The organism is Pseudohalioglobus sediminis (genome assembly GCF_008370495.1).
Lineage (GTDB): Bacteria > Pseudomonadota > Gammaproteobacteria > Pseudomonadales > Halieaceae > Halioglobus.
The window spans coordinates 50,779-73,865 of record NZ_VTUX01000010.1; the positions used below are offsets into that span (position 1 = coordinate 50,779).

The following is a 23,087-nucleotide window of genomic DNA, read 5'->3' on the forward strand; positions in this document are numbered from 1 at the left end:
TCAGCGCATGTGGGCGCAGTCCGGACAGTCATCGCGCGCGGCCACCGACAGTCGCTGCCATTGCATAGTGGCCAGGTCCGCCACCAGCAGGGCACCAACAAGCGGCTCGCCGTACCCGGACAGCAGCTTGATCGCTTCCATTGCCTGCAGTGCCCCCAGCACCCCCACTACCGGCGCCAGCACACCGCTATCACTGCAGGCCTCAAGGGGTCCGGCATTGTCCTCGGGATACAGGCAGCGATAGCAAGGCCCGCCGCTGGCCGGCGCAAAAACCGCCAGCTGGCCCTCGCCCCGGATCGCGGCCGCGCTTACCAGCGGCACGCCTGCGCGGATGCAGGCGCGATTGAGTGAGAAACGGGTGGCGTAGTTGTCAGACGCGTCCAGCACCACATCCACCCGCGCACAGCAATCGTTCATGGACTCGGCATCCAGGCGCTGTGCCACGACGCTTACCCGGACCTCGGGGTTGATGGCATGGATCGACTCTGCCGCAGAGGCGGCCTTGCTGCGCCCAATATCGGCATCACCGTGGGCTATCTGTCGCTGCAGATTGCTGAGTTCGACCTCATCCCCGTCGGCCAGGGTCAGCTGCCCGACCCCGGCTGCGCCGAGATAGAGTGCGGCCGGGCAACCCAGGCCGCCCAGGCCCACCACCAGTGCGTGCGCCGCGGCCAGTTTCTCCTGCCCGGCGACATCGAAGTCCGGCAGCAGTATCTGTCGGTTGTAACGCAACAATTGTTCGTCACTCAGCACCGCGGCGCCCCCCGCTGATTCGCTCCAGGCCGGCGAGGTCATGGCGGGTGGCCACGTCTTCGAAACCGTAGCGGGTGAGCAGGTCACGCACCGCCGCACCCTGATCAAAACCGTGCTCCAGCAGCAGCCAGCCACCGTCGCAGAGGTACGCCGGCGCCTGTTCAGCAAGGCTTGCCAGATCCCTGAGCCCTTCCTGTGCAGATACCAATGCCGACTCCGGTTCAAAACGCAGGTCCCCCTGCGACAGGTGCACGTCACCCTCACTGATGTAAGGCGGGTTGCTCACCAGCAGGTGAAAATCGCGTTCCTCAACGTGGGAAAACCAGTCCGACTGTTGAAAACGCACCTGCGAGAGCTCACAGCGCTGTGCATTTTCCCGTGCCAGATCTACCGCCGCCGCATGCTTGTCCACGCCGCTGACGCGCCAGGCGGGGCGCTCGCTGGCCAGCGCCAGGGCGATTGCGCCGGAGCCGGTACCCAGATCAAGCACGCGGGCGTCGCCCGGCAGCGGCAACTGCAGTGCCCATTCAACCAGTGTTTCCGTCTCTGGCCGGGGTATCAGGGTGCTGGGAGCGACGCGCAGGTCCAGGGACCAGAACTCACGCCGCCCGGTCAGGTAGGCTACCGGCTCGCCCTCACGGCGTCGTTGTAACAGTGTGTTGAATTGTGACAGGGTGTCTGCGCTCACCTGCGCTTCCGGCCAGGTATAGAGCCAACTGCGCGGCTTGCCGAGGCAATGGGCCAGCAGTATTTCGGCGTCCCGGACCGGGCTATCCCCGGGCAACCCCGAGGCACTGCGCAGGACATCCTGCACAGTGTCCATCAGTCCTCGCCCAGGGCCGCCAGCTGGTCCGCCTGGTATTCCTGGCGCAACGGCCCGATAACGGCACCCAGGTCACCCTCCATCACTTCGGCCAGCTTGTAGAGTGTCAGGTTGATACGGTGGTCCGTTAGCCGGCCCTGGGGGTAGTTGTAAGTGCGGATACGGTCAGAACGGTCACCTGTGCCCACCAGGTTGCGACGCTGTTCTGCCTGCTCTTCTGCTGCCTTGTCCTGGGCACTGGTCAACAGTTTGGCCTGCAACAGCGACATGGCACGAGCCCGGTTCTTGTGCTGCGAGCGCTCATCCTGGCACTCCACCACGATGCCACTGGGCAGATGCGTGATGCGCACCGCTGAATCGGTTTTATTTACGTGCTGCCCGCCGGCACCCGACGCCCTGTAGGTGTCGATGCGCAGGTCGGCCTTGTTAATCTCCACCGCATCGACCTCTTCGGCCTCGGGCATGATCGCCACGGTGCAGGCTGAAGTGTGGATGCGGCCCTGCGATTCCGTCTCGGGAACGCGCTGCACGCGATGCGCACCTGACTCGAACTTGAGGTGGGCATAGACATCGCGCCCTTCCACCCGGGTGATGATTTCCTTGTAGCCGCCGTGCTCGCCCGGCCGCTCTGACAGTACTTCTATTTTCCAGCCCTGGTTCTCGGCATAGCGTGAATACATGCGAAACAGGTCGCCAGAGAATATGGCTGCCTCGTCACCACCGGTACCGGCACGAATCTCCAGGAACACGTTGTGCGAGTCATTCGGATCCCGCGGTAGCAGCAGGGTCTGCAATTCTTGCTCCAGCTGCGCCAGCTCCCCCGATGCAGAGTCAATCTCCTCCTGCGCCATTTCCCGCAGGTCGGCGTCAGGGTCCTCAAGCATGGCGCGCGCTTCCTCGAGATCAGCCTTGACCTGGCTGTACTTTGCGTAGCACGTTACCACCGCCTCCAGTTCCGAGTATTCACGGGACAGATCACGAAACTGGTCCTGGTTGGAAATAATTTCACTGTCGCCGAGGAGCGCCGATACCTCCTCGTGCCGGTCAGTTAACGTTTCCAGCTTGGTCAGGAGAGATGCTTTCATTGCAGGGTGTGTCTCGAGTGGTCGGTATCGTCTTTGGAAATTTCCAGGGCATCCGCATCGCTGCGCTCCGCGTTCTCGGGAGCAGGGGCGGCCTCGGGAGTTGTTGACGCAATACCGAGCAGGCGCCGGGCGCTGTCCAGGTCGCCATGACGGCCCTCGGCGCTGGCCTGCTTCAGGCCCGCAGTGGGGGCGTGGATAAGTTTATTGGTCAGGCCGCGTGAGAACTGGGTTAAAACCTGGGCGGGGTCATCACCACGGCTTATGCTGCGCAGGGCCTTGTCCAGTTCCTGCTGGCGCAGCTGCTCTGCCATGCTGCGATAATCCTTGACGGCATCGACGGCATTTGCCTGCTTGACCTCACGGGTGTGCGCGGCGACACCCTCGGCAATAATAGTATCGGCCTTGCGGGCTTCGCTCTGGCGGCTGCGCAAATTCTCATCGACTATTTCACGCAGGTCATCGACGCTGTAAAGATACACATCGCGCAGTTCGCCCACCTGGGCTTCGATATCCCGGGGCACGGCGATATCCACCATCAACACCGGGCGATGCTTGCGCACTTTGATGGCCTGCTCAACGGCCCCTTTCCCCAGTATCGGCAACTGGCTGGCAGTGGATGTAATCACGATATCGGCGCGTGGCAGCTGCTCAGGTATCTCCGCCAGCAGAACCGCTTCGGCCCCGAACTTCTGGCCCAGTTCGCGCGCCCGGCCCAGGGTCCGATTGGCGATCACAATATTGGCGACACCGGCTTCTATGAGGTGTCGCGCAACCAGTTCGATGGTCTCCCCGGCACCAACCAGCAGGGCATTGCACTTCGACAGATCGGAAAAAATATGCCCCGCCAGGTCGACCGCCGCATAGGCGACCGATACCGGGTTCTCGCCAATCGCGGTGTCGGTCCGCACCCGTTTGGCAATAGCGAATACGCGCTGGAACAGCCGGTTGAGCTCACCACCCACCGTCCCCGATTCCCTGGCCACAGCAAATGCCGACTTCAGCTGACCGAATATCTGCGGCTCACCCAGCACCATGGAATCGAGTCCGGCGGCTACCTGGGCGATGTGGGTGAGCGCTTTTTCTGCTTCGTAGTGGTAGGCGGAGGCGCGCAATTCCTCGGCAGACAGATGATGGTAGTTGGCCATCCAGTCGATCAACTGCATGGCCTTGTCAGCGGGCACACTCCTTGGGGGGGCGATCGCGTAAATCTCGGTGCGGTTGCAGGTCGACAAAATCACCACTTCTTCCAGCCCGGCCGCGTTGCAGCAGTCCGCCATCGCCTCGCTAACCTGCTCCGGCGCGAATGCCACGCGCTCGCGAACCTCGACGGCCGCGGAGTTGTGGTTAATACCCAGGGCGATGAGATTCATGGTGTGCGCACAGTCTCCTGTTCACTGTGTGATCAATGGTGGTGTCGGCGGCAAGGGAGATGCGCCGCGAAAAAGCGGCGGCACCATAACATAAGTCACCGAAATCCGGGCATATTCTAACAAGATGGACAGCAAATAGCCCGCCAGCGTCACTGGGCCGGACAATTGGGTTTCAGCCTGCGGTTGTGTCATCATAACGGCCTTGTTCCCATATCAGCCGCTGTAACCTGCATGCCCCGTTTGTCTATTCATGCCATCGGCATCGCCCTTGGCCTCATCTTGCTAGCCGCTTGCGCGTCCACCCCCCCGGAGCACGCGGAGGCAACTGTGCAGGAGTCCGCCGGGAGTGACACCGATGAGGTTGCCGCGGAAACCCCAGAGACTCCCGAGCGCAGTTTCCCGGCGGAGAGTATCTACCCCCTGTTACTGGCGGAGTTCGCGCTGCGCCAGCACGACTACCAGACCGCCCTGGACCAGTATATGGAGCAAAGCCGGGTACTCGCTGATGCCGGGGTCGCGAGACATACCACACGCCTGGCACAGTTTGTCAGCGACGATGCGCGCGCCATCGAGGCGGTTCAACTCTGGCTGCAGCAGGATCCGGACAACCTGGAGGCCAACAACACTGCGGCCACATTAATGGCGCGCAACGGTCAGGCGCTGGACGCCCTGCCGCACATGGCGCACGTTTCGCGCAGCGGCAAGCAGGCAAACTACCCGCTTCTATTGCAGGGCTTTGGCGGACTCAGCGAACAGCAGCAGGCAGGCCTGGTATCCGGATTGACGGAACTGGCCAATGAATTCCCTGAAGATCCCGCCCTGCTGCTGACCCTGGCGCTGATCAACACAGAGTACGAGCAATACGATGCGGCGCTAACACGTTTGCAGGCCCTGTTTGCTGTGGAACCCGAACAGCACCAGGCCTTGCTGCTGGAAGCACGCATCCTGATTCGCACCGGTGCCCGGCGACCCTTCGCGCACATCGAGGATGTGTTGCAGTCCAACCCGCAGGACAGTCGCCTGCGCCTTGAGTATGCCAGGCTGCTCACCAATACCGACATGGACGCAGCGCGAAAGCAGTTTGAAATACTCTCCGCGCAATCGCCCGGGGATGCGGACCTGCTGCTGTCACTGGCCCTGATCAACCGTGAAACCGGTGACGACCTCGTCGCCAGAGCCTACCTGCAACAGGTTCTCGACACCGGTAAGCGCAAGGATGAGGCGCACTACTATCTCGGCCTCATTGCTGAAGATCGCAACGAAACCGCCGAAGCGCTGAGCCAGTATATGAAAGTGGGCGACAGTCGCCAGTATCTCAGCGCGAACCAGCGCATCGGGCAAATTCTCGTGGGCGCCGGCGAACTGCAGGCCAGCCGTGCCTGGTTCGCCAAGCAGCGCTTGCAGGTGCGCGGCCGCAGGGAACAGCTGTTCGGCATCGAGGCTGACATCCTCAGCAATGCGGGGGCGCTGGAGGCATCGCTCGCGGTGCTCAACGAGGGCATCAACAGCTATCCCGACTCCGCCTCACTGCGGTATGCCAGGTCAATGCTCGGGCAACAGCAGGATGACCTGGCCCTGATGGAAGCAGATCTGCGCGCCATTCTCGCCCGGGATCCAAACAATGCCACTGCGCTCAATGCACTGGGTTACACCCTTGCGGACCAGACTGAGCGCTACGAAGAGGCCTACCAGTTGATCAGTCGTGCGCTGGAACTGGACCCCGATGAACCGGCGATACTGGACAGCATGGGCTGGGTGCTATACCGCAAGGGCGAGCTGGACAAGGCAATCGAATACCTGACCCGCGCCTACGCTGCGATGCCCGATCCGGAGGTCGCGGCCCACCTCGGCGAGGCCCTGTGGCAGAAGGGTGAGCGAGAGCGTGCCCTGCGTGTCTGGCAGGGGGCCCTGCGACAGGACCCCAGCCACCGCATCCTGCTCGACACGCTGCAGCGGCTGGGCATCGACAACCTGCTCACAGCCCCCACGGCACCGGCCGCTGAAAGCACGATATGAACAGCCGTTTCGTCGCGATAGTCTGCTGCGCCTGCCTGTGGCTCTCTGGCTGCGCGGGGCTGCAAAAACCCGCACCTGATGACCTGAGCTGGCAACAGCACCGCGAAGCATTGCAACAGCTGGAGCATTGGACAGCCAGCGGCAAGGTCGCCCTGCGCTCACCGGAGCAGGCCGAATCGGCCGGCATGGTGTGGCAACAACGGGGCGGGGCCACCTCAATCCGCCTGTCCGGGCCTGTTGGCATTGGTGCCACGACGCTGGACAGCGATGGCGAGTACCTGGAAATCCGCCAGGGAGATGAATACAGTCGCTGGCGCCTGGACGATGCCCTGTTGCCGCAATCGGGCCGGCACTGGCAATTACCCCTGCAGGCGCTGCCTTACTGGATCAGGGGCATACCCGCGCCCGCACTGCCGCTACAGGAGGTCACCCTTGATGCCAACGGCCGCCTGCCGCTGAGCATACAGCAGCTGGACTGGACGGTGGACTACGAGAGCTTCGGCGAATTCGAGGGTCACACACTGCCCACACGCCTGCGCGTTTACCGCGAGGATACCAGTGCGCGTATCATCCTGAGACAGTGGCGAGGATTCACCTCACCGTGAGCAAGAGCCTGACACTGCTTTCACCCGCCAAACTCAACCTGTTCCTGCACATCGTCGGGCGCAACGCGGATGGCTACCATCGGCTGCAGACCCTGTTCCAACTCCTCGACTGGGGCGACGAGCTGACCTTCACTGCTGACGATTCCGGCACTATCAGCCTGCAGGGGGATTGCCTGGGCATCCCCGCAGAGGAAAACCTGATCGTGCGCGCGGCGCGCAGCCTGCCCCGGAAACAGCCGTCACAGGGCGTCAGCATCTCACTGCACAAGCGCATACCGGCCGGCGGCGGCCTCGGCGGCGGCAGTTCCAATGCCGCGACCACGCTGCTGGCCCTCAACGCGCTCTGGCAACTGGACCTGAGCAGCGCTGAGTTGCAGCGGATCGGCCTGCAACTGGGAGCCGATGTCCCGGTCTTCGTTGCCGGCCACACGGCGTGGGCCGAGGGTGTCGGTGATGTGCTCACCCCGGTAGAGATGCCGCCGCGGTGGTACCTCGTTATTGCGCCCCCTTGCCATGTCTCCACCGCAGAAATTTTTTCCCATGAGCAATTGACACGGGACACCTCTGCCATCAAAATGGCGGCCTTTTTTGAGGGCCACTCCCGGAACGATTGCCAACCCCTGGTGCGAAGTATTCACGACGAAGTGGATAAGGCACTGAATTGGCTGGAAAAGTTCGGAGACGCCCGGTTGACCGGAACCGGGAGCTGTGTGTTTTGCAGCTTCCCGGATGAAGCATCCGCCAGGTCAGCACTGGGCCAGCTGCCACTGCAATGGGCAGGGTTTGTGGCGCAGGGCCTGAACGAGTCGCCAGTGTTTGCAGCACTGGCCAGACCCAGAGATTAATTGGGGTGTCGCCAAGCGGCAAGGCACCGGGTTTTGATCCCGGCATTCGCAGGTTCGAATCCTGCCACCCCAGCCATACAAGAAGAGAGTGCTGCACGCCGTGGGCGTGTAGCACTTTTCTCGTTTGATGCGCCCAGACAAGTTCAACCCCGCAAAATCAAGGCAGGTAGCTGTGTCCTCGAAGATGATGGTTTTCTCCGGTAACGCCAACCCGGAACTCGCCCATAAAGTCGCCAGCCGCCTGTATCTGTCACTGGGCAAGGCTGACGTCGGCAAGTTCAGCGACGGCGAGGTGGCCGTTGAGCTCAATGAGAACGTGCGCGGCAAGGACGTGTTCGTTGTGCAGTCCACCTGCGCTCCGACCAACGACAACCTGATGGAACTGCTGGTGATGATCGACGCGCTGCGCCGCGCCTCGGCCCACCGCATTACCGCGGTTGTGCCCTACTTCGGCTACGCCAGGCAGGACCGTCGGGTACGCTCCTCACGCGTGCCGATTACCGCCAAGGTCGTGGCCGACATGATGGATGCCGTGGGCGTCGATCGCGTGCTAACCATGGATCTGCACGCAGAACAGATACAGGGCTTTTTCTCCTGCCCGGTGGACAACGTCTACGGCTCGCCGATATTGAATGACGACATCGTGGCCCAGAACTACGAGAACCTGATCGTGGTATCACCGGACATTGGCGGTGTTGTGCGGGCCAGGGCCATTGCCAAGCAGCTGGATGAGGCCGACCTGGCAATCATCGACAAGCGTCGCCCGAAGGCCAACGAGGCCCAGGTAATGAACCTGATCGGTGATGTGGAAGGTCGCAGCTGCATACTGGTCGATGACATGGTCGATACTGCCGGCACCCTGTGCCAGGCCGCAAATGCCCTGAAAGAGCGCGGTGCCGTGGCTGTCTATGCCTACTGTACCCACGCGGTACTTTCGGGCAAGGCACTGGACAATATTCGGAACTCCCAGCTGGACCAGCTGGTAGTCACCGATACGATTCCCCTGAGTGACGAGGCGAGAGCGATACCGAAAATCCGCCAACTCACGACCGCCGACCTGCTGGCCGAGTCCATGCGTCGGGTGGCCAATGAGGAATCTATCAGCGCGCTGTTCCAGTAGGGAACAACGCAAACAGCAACCCGTTACCGCACCGGTCGCAAGTGCCGTAACGATAATCAAAGGAGTCTGACTATGTCTGACCAATTTGAAGTACAAGCCGAGCTGCGCGAGGACATGGGGAAAGGTGCGAGCCGCCGCCTGCGTCGTCACGCCGATAAAGTCCCCGCCATCATCTATGGAGGCGGCAAGGACCCACAACCCTTGACTATCATCCGCAAGGACCTGGAAAAGTCGCTGGAAAATGAAGCGTTCTACTCACACGTTCTCACCGTGAACGTGAACGGCGACCCGCAGCAGGCGATTCTCAAGGACCTGCAGCGTCATCCCGCCAAGAACTTCGTGATGCACGCTGACTTCATGCGCGTATCGGCCAAGGTGGCCCTGAAAGTGAATGTGCCCATCCACTTCCTCAACGAAGAAGCTTGCCTCGGGGTGAAGATGGAAGGCGGCATTATCCAGCACCAGGCCACTGACATCGAAGTATCCTGTCTGCCGGGTGACATTCCCGAGTACATCGAAGTGGACATGATCGACGTCAAGACCGGCGATATCGTGCACCTGTCCGATGTCACCCTGCCGGAGGGCGTAACGTCTACAGCCCTGGCACTGGGCGAAGACCACGACCTGGCCATCGCTTCCGTGATCGCACCGAAGGGCGGCTCAGTAGATGACGAGGAAGTCGAAGCTACTGATGCAGGCGAAGAAGACGCTGCAGAAGAAGACGACGGCGAGGATTAATTCCTCGTCTTACGGCACCCGCGTTGACAGCCATCAAGCTGATCGCCGGCCTGGGTAACCCCGGTAACGACTACCGGGGCACCCGCCACAACGCGGGCGCCGATTTCGTGGACGCACTGGCACGCCAGTGCGCCACCACTCTCCAACCCGAATCAAAATATTATGGACTCGCTGGCCGCGTTACCTTCGCCGGCCATGATCTGCGCCTGCTCATCCCTACCACCTTTATGAATCGATCCGGTAAATCCGTCGCCGCGATGGCACAGTTTTTCAAGATCGCGCCTGAAGAAATCCTCATCGCCCACGATGAACTGGACATACCTGCAGGTACTGCCCGCTTCAAGCAGGGTGGAGGACACGGCGGCCACAACGGCCTGCGCGACATTGTGCCGGCCCTGGGCAACTGCAAGAACTTCTTCCGCTTGCGTATCGGCATTGATCACCCGGGGCATGCCTCGAAAGTGTCAGGCTATGTACTGAGCCGACCATCGCCGGCGGACAGAGAGCGTATTGACGCGAGTATCGAAGAAGCCATCGCCGCCCTGCCCCTGCTACTGGATGGGGATGTCACCAAGGCGATGACACGTTTACACAGTTTCAAGGCAGCCTGACTGCCCACTCCAAGGACAATCTCATGGGTTTTAAATGCGGAATCGTCGGCCTGCCTAACGTGGGCAAATCCACCCTGTTCAATGCCCTGACCAGGGCCGGTATCGACGCTGAAAACTTTCCTTTCTGCACCATCGAGCCAAACGCCGGCGTCGTGCCCATCCCCGACCCGCGCCAGGACAAAATTGCCGCCATCGTCAAACCCGAGCGTGAAATCGCCACCACCATGGAGTTCGTCGATATTGCCGGACTGGTGGCAGGTGCGTCCAAGGGGGAAGGCCTGGGCAACCAGTTCCTCGCCAACATTCGCGAGACCGACGCGATCGCACACGTGGTGCGTTGCTTTGAAGACGACAATGTCATTCACGTCGCCAACCAGATTGACCCGGCTTCCGATATCGAGGTGATCAACACCGAACTGGCGCTGGCAGACCTCGACAGCTGTGAGAAGCAGTTGCAGAAGGTGATCCGTGTGGCCAAGAGCGGCGACAAGGAAGCCGTGGCCATGAAAGCGCTGCTGGAGAACAAGTTGCTGCCCCAGCTCAACGAGGCGCGCCCGGTACGCGCCCTGGACCTTGATGGCAACGAGCAAGCGTTGCTCAGGCAGCTGTTCCTGCTCACGGTGAAACCGACCATGTACATTGCCAACGTGGATGAGGACGGCTTCGAAGACAATCCGCACCTGGAGGTGGTACGCCGCATCGCTGCGGAGGAAAAAGCGGTGGTGGTGGTCATCTGCAACAAGCTGGAGTCAGAGATCATCGAGCTGGACGACGACGAGCGCGCTGAATTCCTGGCTGACCTGGGCATGGAAGAACCCGGCCTCAACCGGGTGATCCGCGCGGGCTATGAACTGCTCAACCTGCATACCTACTTCACCGCCGGCGAGAAAGAAGTTCGCGCCTGGACCGTACCCGTGGGGGCCACCGCCCCGGAGGCAGCCGGGGTTATTCATACCGACTTCCAGAAGGGCTTCATTCGCGCAGAAGTCATAGCCTATGACGACTTCATCGAATACAACGGCGAACAGGGCGCCAAGGACGCGGGGCGCTGGCGGCTCGAGGGCAAGGACTACGTGGTGCAGGACGGTGACGTCATCCACTTCCGTTTCAACGTCTAGTAACGGGCACCGGAATCAGAACAAACGCTGGTAACTGACCTGGTACAGGTTGAAAGACTCGTCAGAGTCATTTACAGAGCCGGTGGAATAGGCAAACTTGAGCGCATGCTTGCGCGCGAAGGGGAACACCAGCGTCGCCCCGATTTTGGAATCGCGCTGCAGGTCATCCAGGCGCCTGCCAGCCACCGTGCTGCGCCCGCCGCGGTATCCATTGAGGTCCAGGGACGCCCAGAACCCCGGGGCAAAGCGTCGCACCAGGTGCATCTCCAGGGACTGGATTGACCCCTGCTCCCGGGTGACGCCCAGAAAGTCATCGTTGTCGTCAAACACCCACACGCCCGCTTCAAGCTCCAGCAACCACCTGGGGCTGATCACCGTGATATAACCCAGCTCCGCCTTGGCAGCCCAGCGATTGGCGCCCACGTTGACGATTCTGTCGTTGTCATACTGCCCGGTGGGAGCCACAACTTTGAGGCTGGCGCCCAGGATAGGTCGCGGGTTGCGCCGCAACTCGGCAAATTCCGCCTTGTTCATGGTCGGGGCGCCGCTGAGATTGACCGACAAGGTCGCAGCGAAATCACCCCAACCCTGGTAGTCGCGCTTCAGCGATCCGGGGCCCTCGATGCGGCCTTCCATATCACCGCTGGAGTAGGACTGCTCGATAATAAGGTTCGCCGTGCGACCGAAAAGATCCAGGGTACGCAGGTAGCCGATTACGCCGGTGTAAATGCGCGAGTCCACCCCCACCACGGGCAGCGACGGGTCCGGCACGATATCGCCGCGGGTGTAGATTGCCCCCAGGGTAAGCACCTGGGTGCCCTCCGGTGCCGGCCAGTACGCTCGCGGTGTCAGCTCCTGCGCCACTGCGCCTGCCATGGACAGCAGAAACAGCAGCGGGATCAGTAGAATCTGCATAAGGCAATTATGTTCCGGCGCACCAGCAGGTGCAATCACGACTATTTCCTGCTGGCCTCTATCAGCCCCCGCAAACTGCGGATCTCGTCGCGCAGTTCCAGCAGCGTGGGCTCGCCCGCGTCCAGGGCATCCTGCCGGGCCTGACGCTGGTGTTCCTCCTCGAGCACGTTGACCACGATTCCGATAATCATGTTCAGAAACGCGAACGCAGACAGGAAAATGAAACTGAGGTAGAACGCCCAGCTGAACGGATAAACGGCCATGGTCTCGTACATCACGTCCGTCCAGTCCTCGAAGGTCATGACCCGGAACAGGGTAAGCATGGAGATGGCAATATCTCCCCACAACTCGGGATTGATGCCGGCAAAGAAGGTGCTGCCGATAGCCGCGTAGATATAGAAAATAATGAACATCATCAACATCACGTAGCCGAGCTGCGGCATCGCGGCCAGCAGCGAATTCAGCAGGGTGCGCAATTCCGGAATGATGGACACCATGCGCAGCACCCTGAAAATACGTACCAGGCGCCCTATCAGGGCCAGCTCTGAGTCCTCGATGGGAATCAGGCTGACCACCACGATCAGGGTGTCAAAGACGTTCCAGCCGCTGTGAAAGAAGCGCTTCCTGTCGGGTTCGCCGAGAAAACGCACGGTGATCTCCGCAAGAAAGAACAGGGTAATGCCCCAGTCGAGGATGATAATCACCTGCGTCGCCAGCGGCGGCAACGGGTAGGTTTTCACCCCGATCATCAATGCCGACACCAGGATAATGGCGATCACCAGGGTTTCGAACAGCTTGTTACTGCGCAGGCGCTCGAATCGTGCCTGCAAGGCTTGCGTTTGGGTGGACATAGGCTCTACTTCCCTGGTTGCGCTGCACGCTGTGCACTGCGCATATAGTCAAGACACAAATTTGGCGGCGCCATTTTAGGGCTTTTGACCACAGCTGCACAGCATCAACAAACGCACTGCAGCGCGGTGTTCGCGCCCTGTCAGCAAATCTGGCAGACATCGACATATCCCTTTCACCCGGCTTGCACTAGAATTTCCATCACATCCAGCAGAGGTTAAGTTAATGTCCTATGTGAAGGTCGAATATCCCCGCGAGCAAGTTTGCCTGATCACCTTGAATCGCCCGGAGCGCATGAATGCCATGGCCTTCGACGTGATGGTCCCGTTCAAGGAAGCACTGGATTCGGTAAGCTTCAATAATGACATCCGTGTGGTCATCGTGACTGGCGCCGGGGAAGGCTTTTGCTCGGGAGCAGACCTTGAAGATCCCGGCTGGCTCGACATCTTCAACGGCCTGACGGTGCCCGGTATTGCCCGCAGGGCGATGAAGATTCTCGACGACGTCATCAAGACTATCCACGACATGCACCAGCCGGTGATCGGCGCCATCAATGGTGCCGCCATCGGCGGCGGGTTCTGCCTGGCCATGGCCACCGATATACGCCTGGCGTCAGAGCGCGCCTATTTCCGCCCCGCGGGTATCAACAACGGACTCACCTCTGCGGAGCTGGGCCTCAGCTACCTGTTGCCGCGCGCCATCGGCACCAGCCGCGCTTTTGAGATCATGCTGACCGGGCGCGACGTGGATGCCCTGGAAGCGGCGGAACTCGGCATTATCTCTCGCGCTGTGCACCCGGAAAACCTGCTGGAGGAATGCTACGCCATTGCGGAACGCATCTGCGGCTTCAGTCAACTTGGCGTAGAACTCTCAAAACAGATGCTCTGGGCCGGTGTGGACGCCGGCAGCCTGCACACGCACATGAACCATGAAGGTCATGCACAGCTCTTCGTGCGCATGACCACGCAGAATTTCGAGGAGGCGATCAAGGCGCGCAAGGAAGGCCGCCGGCCGGACTACAAGGATTAGCCACATAAAGCCCAGGCTATGCGGACTGCCAGTTCGCACCGGATAATCCTGGTAGAAGACTTATCAACCGCAAATAGCACACTGGTACCTGACCCATATTGGACACTGTGTTGTTTGCAGCCTGCACACCTCTTCTGCAACAGTGTCATGAGCACGCTTACCAAAAGACACCGCGTCACGTCACAGGCGCGGGTGAAGGGGGCAAGAAATGGCATATTTCGAACGCGCAGACGCACTACCGGAAGTCGCAGGGAAGTGGTCGTCGCCGCTACCGGGCCCGGAGCGGTTCTCAATTCGCAGCCGCGCCCGCCCGCTGAAACCGGCCACGGAGTGGACAGCATTGGCAGCCCGGAAGCCGACTGACTCCGGCCACTACCTTGTGCTCTTACGCGGGCACAAGCACCGCCTTATGGAGTACGACGCTAGCAGCCGGGGTTTTTCTCCCAGGAGCCTTGCTCCCATGATCACCCACTGGATGCCATTGCCGGCGCCACCCGCCTGACCTGGCACTGCAGCGGCCACGGCAAATCACTGCCAGCTCACGGCGCGGTGGCGGCACTTCAGTAATGCGCACTCACGGGGGTGCATTCGGCGACAATTGCCTCTAAAGTAACGTTCACTTGCAACCACAGCCGGATCCGGGCGAGACCCCGACAATCACCATGAGCATTCGCGAAAAGCTACAGATCGGGGTGACCACGAGCCTGCATCTTCCTGTTCGCACCAGCGACTACCGCGCAATCAAGGTCCATGTTGAACCGGCAGACATCGATCTTTACCGCGCCTGCCTGCCGTCACCATTGTCGATGCCGGAAACACCCATGTTGATGTTCGAGCTGTCGGAGGTGTCGCCCACCTGGCACGAGGGCATTCTCTCCATTGCCTGTCGCCACGGTGACCAGGAGGGCTGGCATGGACTCTACTGGGCGATTGACTCGTATTTTCCCTGCGTTTTCGGCAGGCTCTACGGTTATCCCAAATTTATGGCCCAGCAGATGACCCTCACTCGCGAGCGGCAACACTGGACAGGTGAGGTGCAGCACAAAGGGCGCCTGCACCTGCACATTGACTACCTTCCGCAGGCGGCCGGCAGCGCCGACGACAGCAGCCACAGCATCAAGAGCCCGGCGGAGGAGAAACCCTGGTTTTTGCAGGTGCCGCGGGAAAAAGGTCCGCGCATCAACCGTCTCACCTACTTCGAAGTCGCCTCCCCGCCCGTTGACTACAGCCCCGGCCGCGCCCGCGTGCGCTTCGATGGCGACCCGCGCTTCACCAGCCTGGTGCCCCCGGCCGATAGGTCATGGCCGGCGCAGCTTATTGAAAAAACCGGTAGTGGCCTCGGCTTTCTCTATTCGCGGCGAATGCAAGCACCGCCCTGAGACCGCCGGACACACGAGCCATCACCCGACCAGGCTCATTCAGCCTGTGGCCCTGCGAACTCACGCAGCCGAAACACACCCGCCTCGCACTCGACCCTGTTCCAGGGGATAGTGCGACGCTTACCGTCGTGATATTCCGCCACGATGTACGCTATGCGACCACTTTCCTGTTCGATAAGCAGTTCATCGACGCGCCCGAGCAAACCACCCTCGCGAGTCACCAGCTTCATATCAATAAGGTTTGAAACCTGTTTCGCATTCATAGCCCTGGTGTCCGTATCTCCTGGCGGCGCACAAATGGCGCCCCCACCTGCGATCTTCAATGCATTTACTGTGCCACGCCCGACCCGGTCTGGAGATCCAGAGCTGCGCGCTTCAGGCGCGTTTCCCTGCGCATTCATTTGTACTAATTCCAATTTCCCTGCAAAATCTACAGCCCGACGGCCACACGACTCCCGACGTCACCAGCGATTCGCGACAACGCCTGCATCAGGCGCTTGCACGCCAGCACGAGACCTTACTATGCAAGACGATTTATCGAGAACCGCGGTTCTGGTCGTGACAGACCCACAGCTCTCCGGGCAGCTGCAAACGGTAATGGAAGAACTGGACTTTCGCACCAGAGTGATAGACGGCGCAGAAGGTCCGGGCGCCGTTGCCGAGCTGGCACCTGCGGTAGTGGCGGTTTCCTGTGAGGACCAGATGGCGTTTGTTCATCGGTTGCTGGATGAGGACCACCTGGATGAGGTGACCGAAGTACTCCTCATTGGTGACTCGGAGCAGCAACAGATCGCCCTGCAGGACTGGCTTGCGCAAGGTCGTGCGTTCTTCCTCGCTCGCCCCCTCGACCTGGGTTATGTGCGCCAGCTGTTGCTCGATATCCGCAGTGACATTGACCGCTCGAGTTCCACGCCGGCAGACCGCAACCAACTGGATGCCGTACTGGACCAGTTCGGACTGTTGCGGGGCAGTTCCAGCGCCATGCGCAAGGTCTATCGCTTGCTGCGCAAGGTTGCCCCGATGGATACCTCGGTGCTGGTCTGCGGGGAGAGCGGAACCGGCAAGGAACTGGTGGCAGAGAGCGTACACGCCACCTCGTCGCGCTCTGATGGTCCCTTCCTGGCGGTGAACTGCGGGGCCATCCCCTCGGAGCTCGTCGAAAGTGAACTCTTCGGGCATGAAAAAGGCAGCTTCAGCGGCGCCGTCAGCAGCCACAAGGGATTCTTTGAACGCGCCAGCGGTGGCACGCTGTTTCTCGACGAGATCACCGAAATGCCGCTGGATATCCAGGTCAAACTGCTGCGTGTGCTTGAGACCGGTAGATACCGGCGTGTCGGTGGCGAAAGAGACCTGGCCAGCAATGTGCGCATCGTCGCTGCGACCAATCGCTCACCCGAACAGGCTGTCTCCAGCGGCGTGCTGCGCGAGGACCTGTACTTCCGTGTCGCCCGCTTTGTTTTGCGGCTGCCGGCCCTGCGCGAACGCGGCGACGACATTGTAGGGCTGGCAAAAGTATTTCTCGCTGAACTGAACGAGGCGAACGGCACCGACTTCAGCATGTCAGCGGACGCTGAGACCTGCCTGCGCCAACATGCCTGGCCCGGCAACGTGCGGGAACTCAAGAGCGCGGTAGAACAGGCCTACCTGATCGCGGACCAGGTCATCACACCGGAGGAACTGCCCGATTTCACGGCAATGGAACTGGACGTGGATGCCGGGGATTACCTGCGCGTCTCTGTAGGCTCATCGCTGGACGAAACGGAAAGGCGCCTGATTTTTGCCACGCTGGAAGCGGTGGATGGCAGCAAGCCGGACGCCGCCGAAGCCCTGGGCATCAGTCTGAAAACCCTGTACAACAGGCTGAACCGCTACGAACAGGAAGCGCAGGGCTGACATCACTGGCCGCCGGTTCTCACCGCGACACCTCTCTCCGCAAGCAGTCGCATAGTGTAGATTAATCTTCACGGGAGCCCGCGCAGCCACAGCGCACGGCAACATCACCGGTATGGCATGCATTGTGCAGGGAACGCGGTGGCAGACATCCAGGCCCTCGCGGGCCACCGGATTCGCTCATGCTTTTAACCAACAGGGAACTGTCCCGGTACATTGACCAGGACAATATGCCCGACCAGACACCAGGAAAGCGACAGCTTATGACGTCACTGTTCGACAAACCCAGGAATTGCCGCTGGATCGAAAAAGCCGACCAGGTCGGCTTTGCGGTAGATGGCGAGAACTACTATCGCGCCCTGCGGGAGTCCATCATCGGCGCCCGTCACAGCGTCTTCCTGGTGGGCTGGGACATTCACAGCCAGTTGCGACTGGTGCGCGAAAAAACCGGGGACGGCTACCCGACAACCCTGGCCGCGCTGCTGGAACAGTGCGTCCATGAAAACCCCGAACTGCAGATCTACATCCTGTGCTGGGATTTCGCCATGATCTATACGCTGGAGCGCGAGTTCTTCCCGCGCTACAAGCTGCAGTGGAAATCCCATGACCGCATTCACTTTTGCCTCGACGGAGCGCACCCTGCCGGCGGCTCACAACACCAGAAGTTTGCCGTTATTGACGACAGCGTCGCCTTTGCCGGAGGTCTGGACATCAGCAAGTGGCGCTGGGACACCCGTGAGCACAGGGCGAATGATCCACGCCGCGTCGACCCAGACGGCAACACCTACCCACCGTTTCACGACGTCAATATGACCGTCTCGGGAGACGCCGCCCGGGCCCTTGGCCAACTCGCCCGGGAACGCTGGGCTGCCGTCGACGGATGTGAACCTGCGCCAGCGGCGGACAACCCCAATGCGGAGTGCTGGCCAGAGTCGCTGCCACCGCGGCTGCAGCAGGTGGAGGTTGCTATTGCCCTGACCCGCCCCGAATGGGGGGAACATTCAGCCCTGCACCAGATCGAGCAACTCTACGTCGACAGTATTGAACGCGCAGAAAAGCTGATTTACATCGAGAACCAGTACCTCAGTTCCCATCGCATTGGCGAGGCGCTGGTGGCATCACTGCAGCGCGAACAAGGTCCCGAGATCGTGATCATCATGCCCCATGAGACCGGGGGCTGGCTGGAACAACACACCATGGACGTGCTGCGCTGCCGGCTCCTGGGCAAACTGCGCGACGCCGACACCCACGGCCGCCTGCGGGCCTTCAGCGTGCGTGTGTCGCGGGACGAAGCCGTCTACGTGATGATCCATTCCAAGACCATGATCATCGACGACCGCTTTGTGCGCATCGGCTCATCCAACCTCAGTAATCGCTCCATGGGCCTGGATTCAGAGTGTGATCTGGCAATCACAGATACCGAGGATGAACGCTGCAAGGAGGTGATTACCGCGTTTCGCCGTGAACTGCTGGCCGAACACCTTGCAGTGGACCCGCAAACGCTGGCCGAGGCAGAGCAGGACGCCGGCTCAGTGATCGCAGCGATCGAGACCCTGCAGGAAGGCGAGCACACACTGGAAGCGCTGTCTCACGAGATTGATGACACCCTGGATATGGCCGTACCGGACTCTGCCCTGATCGACCCCGAGAAGCCGCTGGAACCGGAGCGCATGCTCGACTACATTCTTGGCAGCAGTAAATCGAAGCTCGCTACTGGCCCACTGTTGAAAGTGGCAGCCGCATTGATATTGCTGCTGGGCCTCGCAGCGGCCTGGCGCTGGACGCCGATGTCCGAATTCCTGAATATGGAAAGCGCCGAGAACGCCGTTCGCTGGATGCGCGACAGCGAGTTCACCCCCGCGCTGATACTGCTCGCCTTTATACTCGGCAGCGTGCTGGCGATCCCGCTTACCCTCATCATCATCGCCACGGTTACCGTGCTCGGGCCGTGGGCCGGCATGGCCTACTCCCTTGCCGGAGCGCAACTCGCCGCCATCGTGACATTCTGGCTGGGCCAGGCATTGGGCAAGAACACGGTAAGCAACCTGGCAGGCAGTCAGTTCAATACCATTGCCCGTAAAGTAAAGAATCCCGGCCTGCTGACCATCATCACTTTTCGGATCGTGCCGGTGGCACCTTTCACGGTAATCAACGTGATCGCCGGTGCGTCTTCCATCAGCCTGCGTGACTTCGCCATCGGCACGTTTTTCGGCATGATGCCCGGCATTGCCGCTATCGCCCTGGTGGCAGATCGACTGCTGGCATGGCTGAAGGACCCGAGCCTGCAGGATGTGCTGGTACTGGGCGGCACCGTACTGCTGGTGGCCGGGGTGCTCTGGGCGCTGCGGCACTGGCTGGGGAGCCTGCTATTCAAAGACTGAACCCGGCAACGCCACCCCGGCGACTGCGCGTCGCCACCTACAACATCCACCGCGGCGTGGGCGGCGATGACATTGAGGACCTCGATCGTATCGCCGCCGTCCTGCGCGAGCTGGACGCCGACATCATCGCCTTGCAGGAAGTCGGCTACAGAGCGCAACCGCGAGACGATGTGGCGCGCTATCTCGGCGACGCTATCGGCGCCGCCACCATACCCGGGATTACCTTGAGCGACGAGGCCGGTGACTACGGCAACGCCCTGCTCACCCGGCTGCAGGTGCAGGCGGTGCAGCGTCACGATATCAGCGTACCAGGCCGGGAACCGCGCGGTGTAATCGAAGCCAGGCTCTATACGGGGCAAGATGTGGTGAGGATTATGGCGACGCACCTGGGACTGCGCCAGCGAGAAAGGCAACAGCAGCTGGCACAACTGCTGGCCCTGCTGGAACGGCCGGGAGGCGACCTGGACGTGCTGCTGGGTGATTTCAATGACTGGTTCCGCTACTCCAGGCTGCGGCGCCGGCTCAATGCCGCACTTGGCACGGCGGCAACAGCGGCAACCTTTCCTGCGAAACACCCGGCGCTGGCCCTGGACCGCATCTGGGCACGACCGGCCACGTCGGTGACGCAACTTGCGGCGCACCGCAGCAGGCTATCGGCAATAGCCTCCGACCACCTGCCGCTGGTGGCTGAGCTGGCGCTACCGTCCGGTCACAGCTGATCCTGCACCGTATCCGGTGCTGGTGCCTCGCTTGCACCCTGCGGGTCACCCGACAACAAGGTGCCAAGCCATGCACTACCGGGCTGTTGCTCGGCAAGAAACTTGATCAGCATGGTCAGTGGCACCGATAGCAGCATGCCCACCGGCCCGAACATCCAGCCCCAGAACAGCAGTGACAAAAACACCGCCAGGGCGGAAAGGCCCATGCGCCGGCCCATGATACGGGGTTCCAGGATATTCCCCACCAGCGTGTTCACCAGCAGGTAAAGCGCGATCATCAGCCCGGTGGTCAGCGGGTCCTGGTCGAGCAGCGAGAGCAACACCGGCGGTACCGCTGCGATGACCGAGCCAATGTTCGGGACGAAGTTCAGCAAAAAGGCTATGAAACCCCACAGCAAAGCGAAGCGCACATCCAGCAGCGCCATGCCGATAGTGATCAACACACCGGTCAGGGCGCCGATCAGGGTCTTGGTCGTAATGTAGTTGTTCATGGCGGCCGCCAGGTCCTGCAGGCCGGCGTAATAGCGGCCGCTGCCGGCTGCGTCACTACCGGACATCTTGCGCTGGAAGGACTCCGCGTCACCCAGGATAAAAATCACCAGGAAAAGTATCAGGAAAAAATGACTCAGCGTGTCACCCAGCCCGGAAAGAAAACTGCCCAGGAACCCCAGCGCACCGGCCGGATCAAAGGCGCTGGCGATATCATCACGATCAATCGAAGCGCCAAGATCAACCAGTTGCTGCACCCACGCATCTACCAGCAAGGTGAGCTGCTCCTGGTAGGCGGGCAATGCATTGATGAAGGCTTTCACACTGGCCCCCAGCAACACAAACACCGTACCCAGCACACCGAGAGCGAGCAATGACACCAGGGCAACCGACAGCCAGCGTGGCAGGCCGCGACGGCCGAGCATGGCGATGGGTGAGCTCAACAATATGGCGATAAACATTGCCAGCAGGAACGGCACCACCAGGTTGGACGCATAGCGGGCCCCGGCCAGCACCACCACCAGCGATGCCAGTGTCAACAGCGCATCGCGCACGGCGTGTGCCGACGGTGTGTCAGCTTTTGCAGACATAGTCGCTTCCCAAAGATTCCAATCCTGATTCCGGGGTTGGTAGCGCCCCTGGGCCCGGTTCCATCGAGCAAGGTTTGCCCCATAACAGCTGAGTTGCCTCAGGCCGCACTCCCCACCCGGGCCTGCGCTAGTGTAACGCGCCCTGAATGTGCTTTCATAACAAGCTGTGGCTTGCTGCACACTCTCTTGCTAGCGCGCACAGGGCGCCGCAGGAGTGTGTGGTAGTCGCCAGCCAGCCGACGACGGACAGTGTACAGAATGAAACTGCAGATGAAAAAAATGCTCGGTGTGCTGATTCCCGGCTTCTATGCCGCTGGCATCATCCTGGCGCTGCATGCGGCGATGTACACGCGCACCCCGACCGGTGCAGTCGCCTGGACCGTATCGCTGGTGTCCATGCCTTTCGTCGCGGTACCCGCCTATGCCGTGTTCGGCCGCAATCGATTCGAGGGAGTGAACGCGGCATACGAGGAGCGCCGCCAGGAACTCGATGACATTCTGGTTGGCTTTCAAAGCTCGCTGGCGCCCTTTGAGGTTGATCTGGGCCAGGCGCCTTCCTGGTACCGTGCTGTCAGCAATCTCTCGGACTTGCAGTTGGTTAACGGTAATGAGGTGGAACTGCTGGTCGATGGCGAGGCCACTTTCAACAGCATCCTCGAAGGCATCGCCCGGGCCGAGCGCTACATCCTGTTCCAGTTCTACATGATTCATGACGACGGCCTTGGTCGGCGCGTGAAAGCGGCACTTATAGAACGTGCTCGCGCCGGCATACAGGTCACGGTGTTATACGACGAAATAGGCAGTTCCGGCCTACCCGCGTCCTACATCAACGAGTTGCGCGAAGCAGGCATTGGCGTCAGCTCTTTCCGGCCAACCCGGGGCTGGCGCAATCACTTTCAGCTTAACTTCCGCAATCACCGCAAGATGGTGGTGGTAGACGGCAGGGAAGCCTGGCTGGGCGGCCACAACGTGGGCGACGAGTACCTGGGGCTGGACCCGGAGTTCAGCCCCTGGCGAGATACCCATGTGCGCATTGCAGGTCCGGCGGCTCTGCAGGTACAACTGACCCTGCTGGCGGACTGGTACTGGGCCACCCGCGAGGTGCCGCGGCTGGACTGGACCCCCACACCGGCAACCGCCACGGACCAGCAGGTACTGATACTCCCCACCTCACCCACGCGCCAACTGGAGACCGCCAGCCTGTTCTTCGTCGCCGCGCTCAGCGCAGCGAGGGAGCGAATCTGGATATCTGCACCCTACTTCGTCCCGGACGAAGCCGTGCTGAAGGCATTGCAACTGGCGGCACTGCGCGGTGTTGACGTACGCATACTGACCACGGGCAAGCCCGACAGCCTGCCGGTCTACCTCGCGGCCTTTCATTACATCGACATGCTCAAAGGGCTGGGTATCGGCTTTTACGCCTATGAGCCCGGCTTCCTGCACCAGAAGGCAATGCTCATCGACAACAACGTCGCCAGTGTCGGCACGCACAACTTCGACAATCGCTCTTTCCGGCTCAACTTTGAGGTCACCTCGGTTGTCGTGGACACGGGCTTTGCCAGCGATGTGGAGGCGATGTTCCAGCGTGATTTTGCGCATGCCAGCGCTATCGATGCAGACGCCCTGGATGAGCAGCCGCTGTGGTGGCAGCTGGCGGTGCGAGTGTCGAGACTGGCAGCACCGGTGCTTTGACGCGGGCACCAGGCCAGCCCTGTCGAGGCGGCCAAATCGCTTCCGTGTGCCATGGTTTTGCGCTACCGTG

22 protein-coding genes and 1 tRNA gene are annotated in these 23,087 nt (G+C 61.0%); 14 read left to right on the forward strand and 9 right to left on the reverse strand.

All coding sequences use genetic code 11. The features are described from left to right. From F0M18_RS17860 to F0M18_RS20015, 5 genes are read right to left on the reverse strand one after another with little or no spacing between them, the layout of a single operon-like run. Positions 1–753 carry a HesA/MoeB/ThiF family protein gene (locus F0M18_RS17860; protein WP_149613007.1) on the reverse strand — a complete coding sequence of 251 codons (753 nt, stop codon included), beginning with the start codon at positions 751–753 and terminating at the stop codon, positions 1–3. Beyond that, complete coding sequence (prmC, locus tag F0M18_RS17865; RefSeq protein ID WP_149612833.1) at positions 743–1,576, reverse strand: peptide chain release factor N(5)-glutamine methyltransferase; 834 nt, start codon at positions 1,574–1,576, stop codon at positions 743–745. Before prmC ends, F0M18_RS17860 begins: the two co-directional genes overlap by 11 nt. After that, positions 1,576–2,661: a peptide chain release factor 1 gene (gene prfA / locus F0M18_RS17870; RefSeq protein ID WP_149612834.1), complete on the reverse strand. Its 1,086-nt coding sequence runs from the start codon at positions 2,659–2,661 to the stop codon at positions 1,576–1,578. The genes prmC and prfA overlap by 1 nt, the downstream gene beginning before the upstream one ends. Then, positions 2,658–4,031 (reverse strand): glutamyl-tRNA reductase, encoded by a 1,374-nt coding sequence (gene hemA, locus F0M18_RS17875; RefSeq protein WP_149612835.1) that lies wholly within the window; start codon positions 4,029–4,031, stop codon positions 2,658–2,660. Before hemA ends, prfA begins: the two co-directional genes overlap by 4 nt. 21 nt (positions 4,032–4,052) lie before the next feature. Continuing rightward, positions 4,053–4,226, reverse strand: a complete 174-nt coding sequence (locus F0M18_RS20015; RefSeq protein ID WP_188109793.1) for a hypothetical protein — start codon at positions 4,224–4,226, stop codon at positions 4,053–4,055. A 36-nt stretch (positions 4,227–4,262) separates the two neighbouring features. Between F0M18_RS20015 and F0M18_RS17880 the strand changes: the two genes are divergently transcribed. From F0M18_RS17880 to ychF, 8 genes are all read left to right on the forward strand, one after another. Beyond that, complete coding sequence (locus F0M18_RS17880; RefSeq protein WP_149612836.1) at positions 4,263–6,047, forward strand: tetratricopeptide repeat protein; 1,785 nt, start codon at positions 4,263–4,265, stop codon at positions 6,045–6,047. Next, positions 6,044–6,652, forward strand: coding sequence for a lipoprotein insertase outer membrane protein LolB (gene lolB / locus F0M18_RS17885; protein ID WP_149612837.1), 609 nt, complete (start codon positions 6,044–6,046; stop codon positions 6,650–6,652). Before F0M18_RS17880 ends, lolB begins: the two co-directional genes overlap by 4 nt. Beyond that, positions 6,649–7,497, forward strand: coding sequence for a 4-(cytidine 5'-diphospho)-2-C-methyl-D-erythritol kinase (ispE, locus tag F0M18_RS17890; protein ID WP_149612838.1), 849 nt, complete (start codon positions 6,649–6,651; stop codon positions 7,495–7,497). Before lolB ends, ispE begins: the two co-directional genes overlap by 4 nt. Position 7,498: 1 nt before the next feature. Then, a tRNA-Gln gene (locus F0M18_RS17895) sits at positions 7,499–7,573 on the forward strand. Between the two features lie 108 nt (positions 7,574–7,681). Then, on the forward strand, positions 7,682–8,617 hold the full coding sequence (locus tag F0M18_RS17900) for a ribose-phosphate pyrophosphokinase (protein WP_188109815.1): 936 nt from the start codon (positions 7,682–7,684) through the stop codon (positions 8,615–8,617). 72 nt (positions 8,618–8,689) lie between these two features. Continuing rightward, positions 8,690–9,355: a 50S ribosomal protein L25/general stress protein Ctc gene (locus tag F0M18_RS17905; protein ID WP_149612839.1), complete on the forward strand. Its 666-nt coding sequence runs from the start codon at positions 8,690–8,692 to the stop codon at positions 9,353–9,355. A 23-nt stretch (positions 9,356–9,378) separates the two neighbouring features. Then, on the forward strand, positions 9,379–9,966 hold the full coding sequence (gene pth, locus F0M18_RS17910) for an aminoacyl-tRNA hydrolase (RefSeq protein WP_149612840.1): 588 nt from the start codon (positions 9,379–9,381) through the stop codon (positions 9,964–9,966). 23 nt (positions 9,967–9,989) lie between these two features. Continuing rightward, positions 9,990–11,084 (forward strand): redox-regulated ATPase YchF, encoded by a 1,095-nt coding sequence (ychF, locus tag F0M18_RS17915; protein WP_149612841.1) that lies wholly within the window; start codon positions 9,990–9,992, stop codon positions 11,082–11,084. 15 nt (positions 11,085–11,099) lie between these two features. Here the strand turns inward: ychF and F0M18_RS17920 are convergent, their stop codons facing one another. Together F0M18_RS17920 and F0M18_RS17925 are read right to left on the reverse strand one after the other, a co-directional pair. Continuing rightward, the gene (locus F0M18_RS17920; RefSeq protein WP_149612842.1) at positions 11,100–11,999 is read right to left on the reverse strand and encodes a transporter; all 900 of its coding nucleotides are present in this window, start codon (positions 11,997–11,999) and stop codon (positions 11,100–11,102) included. A gap of 41 nt (positions 12,000–12,040) precedes the next feature. Then, on the reverse strand, positions 12,041–12,850 hold the full coding sequence (locus F0M18_RS17925) for an ion transporter (RefSeq protein WP_149612843.1): 810 nt from the start codon (positions 12,848–12,850) through the stop codon (positions 12,041–12,043). Between the two features lie 223 nt (positions 12,851–13,073). Between F0M18_RS17925 and F0M18_RS17930 the strand changes: the two genes are divergently transcribed. Both F0M18_RS17930 and F0M18_RS17935 read left to right on the forward strand, forming a co-directional pair. After that, positions 13,074–13,877, forward strand: a complete 804-nt coding sequence (locus F0M18_RS17930) for an enoyl-CoA hydratase (RefSeq protein WP_149612844.1) — start codon at positions 13,074–13,076, stop codon at positions 13,875–13,877. A gap of 620 nt (positions 13,878–14,497) precedes the next feature. Next, positions 14,498–15,256, forward strand: a complete 759-nt coding sequence (locus F0M18_RS17935) for an acetoacetate decarboxylase family protein (RefSeq protein ID WP_149612845.1) — start codon at positions 14,498–14,500, stop codon at positions 15,254–15,256. 35 nt (positions 15,257–15,291) lie between these two features. On the opposite strand, the gene F0M18_RS20020 is transcribed toward F0M18_RS17935, so the two are convergent. Beyond that, positions 15,292–15,519, reverse strand: coding sequence for a PRC-barrel domain-containing protein (locus F0M18_RS20020; RefSeq protein ID WP_188109794.1), 228 nt, complete (start codon positions 15,517–15,519; stop codon positions 15,292–15,294). Between the two features lie 259 nt (positions 15,520–15,778). On the opposite strand from F0M18_RS20020, the gene F0M18_RS17945 reads away from it, so the two are divergent. The 3 genes from F0M18_RS17945 (at position 15,779) to F0M18_RS17955 (ending at position 20,246) form a co-directional block, all read left to right on the forward strand. Continuing rightward, positions 15,779–17,149 carry a sigma-54-dependent transcriptional regulator gene (locus F0M18_RS17945; protein ID WP_188109795.1) on the forward strand — a complete coding sequence of 457 codons (1,371 nt, stop codon included), beginning with the start codon at positions 15,779–15,781 and terminating at the stop codon, positions 17,147–17,149. A gap of 179 nt (positions 17,150–17,328) precedes the next feature. Continuing rightward, a complete protein-coding gene (locus F0M18_RS17950; RefSeq protein ID WP_149612847.1) occupies positions 17,329–19,527 on the forward strand; it encodes a VTT domain-containing protein in 2,199 nt (732 codons plus the stop codon). Further along, entirely contained in the window at positions 19,410–20,246 is an 837-nt protein-coding gene (locus F0M18_RS17955) for an endonuclease/exonuclease/phosphatase family protein (protein WP_149612848.1), read from the forward strand. Before F0M18_RS17950 ends, F0M18_RS17955 begins: the two co-directional genes overlap by 118 nt. Here F0M18_RS17955 and F0M18_RS17960 read toward each other — a convergent pair. After that, positions 20,237–21,325, reverse strand: a complete 1,089-nt coding sequence (locus F0M18_RS17960) for an AI-2E family transporter (RefSeq protein ID WP_149612849.1) — start codon at positions 21,323–21,325, stop codon at positions 20,237–20,239. The genes F0M18_RS17955 and F0M18_RS17960 overlap by 10 nt on opposite strands. Positions 21,326–21,583: 258 nt before the next feature. Between F0M18_RS17960 and cls the strand changes: the two genes are divergently transcribed. Next, the gene (gene cls, locus F0M18_RS17965; protein WP_149612850.1) at positions 21,584–23,017 is read left to right on the forward strand and encodes a cardiolipin synthase; all 1,434 of its coding nucleotides are present in this window, start codon (positions 21,584–21,586) and stop codon (positions 23,015–23,017) included. The last annotated feature ends 70 nt before the right edge of the window (positions 23,018–23,087 follow it).